General features: G+C 58.4%; 3 protein-coding genes. 2 read left to right on the top strand and 1 reads right to left on the bottom strand.

Going from position 1 to position 4,700, the window contains the following annotated elements:
* The first annotated feature begins 146 nt into the window (after positions 1 to 146).
* Both WBV42_RS04955 and WBV42_RS04950 read left to right on the top strand, forming a co-directional pair.
* Positions 147 to 1,115, top strand: coding sequence for a DUF7351 domain-containing protein (locus WBV42_RS04955; protein ID WP_423985042.1), 969 nt, complete (start codon positions 147 to 149; stop codon positions 1,113 to 1,115).
* Between the two features lie 81 nt (positions 1,116 to 1,196).
* Positions 1,197 to 2,432, top strand: a complete 1,236-nt coding sequence (locus WBV42_RS04950) for an MFS transporter (protein ID WP_423985041.1) — start codon at positions 1,197 to 1,199, stop codon at positions 2,430 to 2,432.
* Between the two features lie 67 nt (positions 2,433 to 2,499).
* Here WBV42_RS04950 and WBV42_RS04945 read toward each other — a convergent pair whose 3' ends face one another.
* Positions 2,500 to 4,305, bottom strand: coding sequence for an alkaline phosphatase PhoX (locus tag WBV42_RS04945; RefSeq protein WP_423985040.1), 1,806 nt, complete (start codon positions 4,303 to 4,305; stop codon positions 2,500 to 2,502).
* Positions 4,306 to 4,700: the final 395 nt, after the last annotated feature.

Below are 4,700 nucleotides of genomic sequence, written 5' to 3'. Positions count from 1 at the left end.
AAAATTCGAAACTCGTCCTCGGGATGGGACGACGAGAGCGCTACCTGCCAGTTCGTTGGTGCGTCGGGAATTTCGATCTGAACTCGTGGCATGGTTACTGTGATGGTCGATCAGACTTGTCATTGTCGAACAATTCCTACATGTAGGTGGAAGACTCATCCGTGCCGCACGGAAATACCGAACTATGCGTATTCAGATATGTCTCTGGACTCACTCGAACCGTGGTGGGTATCGATGGGAGTAGCGTACGAACCGACGGAACTCGCCTCACGATTTTACAGACGCTTTGGGAGGGCGACGATTCCGGAATGACGTTTTCAGAACTGCGAACCGCCGCCGAGGAACGGGAATCGAGCGGGTTCAACTATCATCTCGGGAAGCTCGTGGGTCGGTTCGTCACGAAGGAGGAAGAGGAGGGTACGTATCGGCTCACCCAAGCGGGCAAACACGTTTGCGGTGCGATTGCGTCCGGAATATACACGGCACGGGGTACGCTCGACCCGGTCGAATTGAACGACCGATGCGAAACGAGCGGAGACCGATTGCGAATCGAATACGAAAGCGAAACCATCCGCATCGGTTGTGACTCCTGTTCCTCGTGTCCATCCGGATGGAACGTCCCAGCACCACCGTCCGTCTTTTCAGGGTACGACCACGACGCGATTCCAGCGGTCGTGGACCGGTATATCCGAACGATATCACGACACGCTATCAATGGCTTCTGTCCGTACTGTAACGGTCGAATGCAACCGACGGTGCGACTGTCTGATCCGCCGAATACGGCCTCGACGTCAGCGACCGAATCCGAAGATACCAGCCATTCCCGTGGCGAACCGGTGGTTTCGTTCGAGTGTCAACGATGCGGTGCCGATGCCGGACTTGCGCTCGATCACGCGCTTTTGCTCGCAAATCCGACCGTCGCCAATTTCTACTACGAACACGCTATCGTCGTCCGAGAGCGACCCGTCTGGAGATTTTCGGAGCTTTCCCCCGAGAGGGTGACCATCGTTAACCGAACTCCGCTCCGGGTGGACGTGACTTTTCGAGTCGATACGTCGTCGCTGACCGTCCACGTCGACGAGACGTTCGGCGTCTCCTGTTCTGACGGCTGCTGAACAGAACGACTATTCTGTTCCTCCGCCAACAGAAATATCGCTTGGATTACATTTATGGCTGCCCTGCGAGTGGTTCGATTGATGCGAGAGCTCTTCCGAAACCCGACGTTCCGACGGCTGTTTTTCGGTCGAATCATCACGAACGCGGGCGACAGTCTCTACTACATCGCGGCGATGTGGCTCGTCTACTCTCTCAGCGACTCGACGTTCTACACAGGTCTCGCGGGTGCGTTGGTCCTCCTTCCGCAGACGTTTCAGGTCCTCACCGGACCGCTCGTCGACCGATGGAGCCTTCGGCGAACGCTGTTGGGAACCCAACTCGTTCAATGTGTTCTCGTTCTGGCCGTACCGCTGGCGGTCGTCACGGATCGGTTTGTGGTCCCCACGGTGCTTCTCGTCATTCCGGTTGCCGGGCTGGTCAACGAAATCGTCTATCCAGCGGAGAGCGCTGCACTCCCTCGAATCGTCGAAACGAACGAGTTAGTCGATGCGAATTCGGCGTTCTCCTTTGCCTACGGCGGAGTGGATTTCCTTTTCAACGCCGTCGGTGGCGTACTCATCGCACTCGTCGGTGCGGTTTCGCTGTATCTCATCGACTCCGCCACGTTTGCCATCGCTGCCCTCGTCTTTGCCGATATTCGCGTTCCTACCGCAGAGCGATCGAACAGCGAGCCATCGTCATCGGCAGTCGGTGATTACGCCGAGAAACTGCGTGAGGGAATTCGGTATATTCGGGCCACAGTTCTCGTCCCGATTCTCGTCACCTTCGTCCTGTCCGGTGTCGCGGCCTACGCGACGATTGCAGTACTTCCCGCTTTCGGGGCAGCACACGGCGGGGCAGGGACGTACGGGATGTTCCTCGCCGGCCTCTCCGCTGGACGGTTGGTCAGGGCTCTCGCGGCGCCGAAACTCAAACGGCTACCGATACATCTGCTCGGTGCGGTCGGCTACTGCTTGGGCGGTGTTGCATGGCTCGCCGCGGTTCGGGTTCAGTGGATACCGTTATCGACGGTCCTCGTCTGTCTCGCGTTCGTTCCGATCGGTGTCATGGACACGATACTCATCGCAATGATCCAGTCGCTCGTTCCCGACCACCTCCTCGGACGTGTGACTGCCGTCGTGTACAGCGTCACCGGTGTCGCAAAGCCGGTCGGTTCACTGCTCGGCGGGGCGCTCGCAACGATTGTCGGACTCGACTTACTGATGCTCGGGGTAACCGTCGGATTGTTTTCGATGGCGATCTTCTGGGCTACTCATCCGCTCCTCCGCCGTGTCCCGGCCGTACAAGAGATAGAGCCTGACGCGTATGGATTATAACCGAGGGCAGACGAGTGAACGAGTCATTTGCCGCTCTCGGAAAAAATCGAACCTCGAAGTCGCCGACTTAGCAACCGTCGTCCTTTCCGTCGCCTTCGACCTTCGAATTGTCGTCGTCCTTCCCGTGGCCGTGATTTCCGTCCTCGTTGCCGTGGCCGTCGTTTCCTTTCCAGCTTCGCTGTCCGGGTGTGAACAACCAGAGAACGTTGTTCTCGTGATCGCCGTCCTCGCCGACGAGAACGCGGCCGTCGTCCAAGGTGACGATGTTGTCCGGGTTGGCGAGCGTGTTCAGGAGCATCCCGTTCGCGTCTTTGCCGTCGTCACCGGGGGCGACGACGTTCGCTTCGGGGCCGCCGACCAGCGACGGTTCGATGCGTTTGATATCGTAGCTTCCAGTCAGTCGGGCGCTGTAGACCGCGCCGTAGGTGTCCTCTTCGAGCATCACGTCGCCGTCCACGTCGCTCATCGTCGCGTGGACGTTCGAGCAGGCGATGTTGATACTGTCTCCCGGCTTGGCGTCACTCGGTGCGCTGATGCCTTCGAGTTTCTGCCACTCGTTGGTTGCGCCGAGCGCGGCGGCGGCTTTTCGCGTTTCGAGGAAGGCAACGCGGTCGTCTTCGGCGTTTCCATTTGCCCACTCTCGAATCTCGTGGTCGGTGATGTACTTCGCCTCGTATCCGTCCGCGGTCGGGTCCTGATCGTCGTATTCGCTGATCCACGACTCGATCTCGTCTTCCTCGCCGTGTGCCAGTTCGACCCATTCCACGTCGAACCCGGCCTTCGTCACGTCATCCGTTGCATCCTGTTCGAGTTTCGCAGCGTAGAGCGTACCAGCACTCAAGTCGCCCGCCTCGTCGGCGACGAACTTGTAGAGGACGCCACCCTCGTAATCGTCGGTGAGGTAGACGGTGCGCTCGTCGCCGAGCACTTCGCCGACCTCGTGGGATGCCCGGCCGAGCGCGAAGCGCTTCGTCGGCGTCGCATCGCCGGTCGGGTCCTCTACCTCCACGATGAATCCGTAGCGGTAGGCGTTCCCGAAGTAGCCGAGGTAGCTCTCGAACGTCTTTTCGGCGTTGCCGTAGGTTTTCTCGTCGCTCTCGAACCACGCTTTCGCGTCCGGTTCGTACTCCTCACTGGACAGCGGTGTGTTCCACGGACTGAGCGACCCGTTGCAGTTGTTCCACGTCCCTTCCATTCCCCGCACATCGAGGTTTTCGATACTTCCGTCCTCGACAGTCCACTCCGTGTTGCCCTCGTCGCGGCTGAGGAACATCCGCGAAATCATGCCGGGTTGGGCCTCCCAGTTCGTGAAGAGATATCCCTCGTTTTCGCCGGCCGGGACGAACGCGTTCATGTCCGACTCGGCTTCGTCCGTCATCGGGTTCCCATCGGCATCGTTCGGCACACCGAGCAGGTCACCGTTCCCGAGTTTCTGTGCCCCAGTTGCGAGCACCTGATGCTGACCGATTGCGGTTCGAGTCGTTTGCTTCTCGACGTCCGTCGACGCGGCCGGAAGGTTCGGAACGTCCGTCGGAAGTCCACTTCCGTCGATGCCGACGACGGCACCGACGACACTCGCGTCGTACGGTGTCGGATTGTCCTCGTTCGGGTGCTGGACGTTCATGAAGAGTTGCCCGTCGGGTGCCATCCGAAGCCCCGTGACTTCAGCACCGAGCGGAACGGTCGCGAACCGAGTTAGTGCCGGTTGGTCGAAGTGGCTGCGAGGCTCCTTTTCCTTTCCATCCTTTTCGTTCCCCTGCTGGTGTTGACCGTTTCCGTCGTTGCCTTCCTTGGCAACCGAAACTCCTGCCGTCGAGAGTGCTGTCAAACCGAGGATACTGAGCGCCTTCCGTCGCGAGTATGTCTCTGCCATACGGTGGTTCGATACGACCATCATCTAATCAACGTGTATAAGAGGTATTCCATGATATAACAACGAATATGGGATACAATGTAGGGTTATTTTCATCGAAAATATCTGCTCGCTGTCCATTCTTGATCCACTGCCCGCATTCTGTTTCGGTTCTATATTCCGTTTCTGCGCTCACGTTTGTCTCCCGTTACTGTCTTCAGCTAGTCTAATCACGAGTGCGAATGTAACCGCGGAGGGACAGCACGTCGATTCGGACTCGTCGGGTCCCTGGCGCTACCAGTAAGTTGATAGCCGTTCTCACGTTAGATCCGATCGAATGTTTGACTGGGTGACTCACACCGTTCTCTCGTTCGTCTCCGACTACGGCTATCTCGCCGTCTTCGTGTACATGGCGC

This window comes from Haladaptatus sp. (assembly GCF_049589095.1).
Lineage (GTDB): Archaea > Halobacteriota > Halobacteria > Halobacteriales > Haladaptataceae > Haladaptatus.
The sequence above is the reverse complement of the archived record's forward strand: the minus strand, read 5'-3'. Positions and strand labels throughout refer to the sequence as shown.